The sequence below is a fragment of the Kitasatospora sp. NPDC101176 genome (assembly GCF_044768035.1).
Taxonomy (GTDB): Bacteria; Actinomycetota; Actinomycetes; order Streptomycetales; family Streptomycetaceae; genus Kitasatospora.
In genome coordinates, this window is sequence record NZ_JBIWPA010000070.1 from 1 (window position 1) to 1436 (window position 1436).

Annotated in this window: 1 protein-coding gene; it reads left to right on the top strand. The window is 71.0% G+C overall.

Translation table 11 applies throughout. The annotated features are described in order from the left end of the window. Positions 1-42 precede the first annotated feature (42 nt). Positions 43-1266 carry an IS4 family transposase gene (locus tag ACIRS1_RS38435; RefSeq protein WP_402847319.1) on the top strand — a complete coding sequence of 408 codons (1224 nt, stop codon included), beginning with the start codon at positions 43-45 and terminating at the stop codon, positions 1264-1266. The last annotated feature ends 170 nt before the right edge of the window (positions 1267-1436 follow it).

The window sequence follows — 1436 nt, forward strand, 5'->3', positions numbered from 1 at the left end:
CAATGCCAGTGACTTTGGCGCTGTCGTCTCGTTGATTGGGGTATGGCGAGGGTGGGGCAGGTCAAGTCGTCTGCGGGTGAGCGGATATCGGACCGGATCGCGATCGGGGTGCTGACCCAGGCGTTTCCGCCGGGTCTGGTCGATGAGGTGATCGCGGAGACCGGGCGGGGTGAGAAGCGGAGCCGTCTGTTGCCGGCGCGGGTGGTCGTGTACTTCGTGCTGGCGATGTGCCTGTTCTTCGGGCAGGGCTATGAGGAGGTTGCCCGGCTGCTGGGCGAGGGGCTCGGGGAGGGGCGGCGGTCGTGGCGGGTGCCCACGACCGCCGCGATCGGCCGGGCGCGGCGACGGCTGGGCGTCGAGCCGCTGAGGGTGCTGTTCGCGCGGGTGTGCCGCCCGCTGGCCGTGCCCGGGACGGAGGGCGCCTGGTACCGGCGCTGGCGTGTGGTCGCCGTGGACGGCACCACGCTGGACCTGGCGGACACCGAGGCCAACGACGAGCACTTCGGCCGCCCGGGCACAGGTCGCGGGAGGGGCGCGTTCCCGCAGGCGAGGCTGGTGGCGCTGGCCGAGTGCGGCACGCACGGCGTGTTCGGGGCGGAGGTGGGTGCGCTGTCGGTGGGCGAGCAGGCGCTGTCGCGCCGGCTGTTCGCCCGCCTGCGGGAGGGCATGCTGCTGCTGGCCGACCGCGGCTTCTACGGGTTCGAGCTGTGGCAGCAGGCGCGGGCGAGCGGCGCGGACCTGCTGTGGCGGGTTCGCGCCAACGCCGCCCTGCCCGTGGTCCGGGTCCTGGAGGACGGTTCCTACCTCAGCACCGTCCACGCCGAACAGGACCGCAAGAGCCGCCGCAACCCGGTGACCGTGCGGGTCGTCGAGTACACCCTGGCCCGCACCGGCGACGCGACCCTCTACCGGCTGGTCACCACCGTCCTCGACCCCGAACAGGCACCCGCTGCCGAGCTGGCCGCGCTCTACGCCCAGCGCTGGGAGATCGAGACCACGCTGGACGAGATCAAGACCCACCAGCGCGGCCCCCGGCTCGTCCTGCGCTCGAAGTACCCATGGGGCGTCGAGCAGGAGATCTACGGACTCCTGCTCGTCCACCACGCCATCCGGCAGCTCATGCACCAGGCCGCCCTGCACGAGGGTGTGGACCCCGACCGGCTCTCCTTCACCCGCACCCTGCGGGTCGTGCGCCGCCAGGTCCCCGCCCAGGCGGGACTTTCCCCCCGGCAGACTCGCCAGGGCACTCATCCGCACCCTGGCTGAGATCACCGAACGCCTGCTGCCACCGCGTCGTCAACGGGTATGCCCCCGCGTCATCAAACGCAAGATGTCCAACTGGCCCCTCAAACGCGCCCAACACCGCAACTGGCCACCACCACAACCAGCAACAGTCACGATCAGCCAGCGAGACACGAATTAAGTCACCGGCATTG

What these genes read in the sequence shown, in the direction of transcription:
- ACIRS1_RS38435 (WP_402847319.1), top strand. Translation starts at nt 43, where the DNA reads ATGGCGAGGGTGGGGCAGGTCAAGTCGTCTGCGGGTGAGCGGATATCG.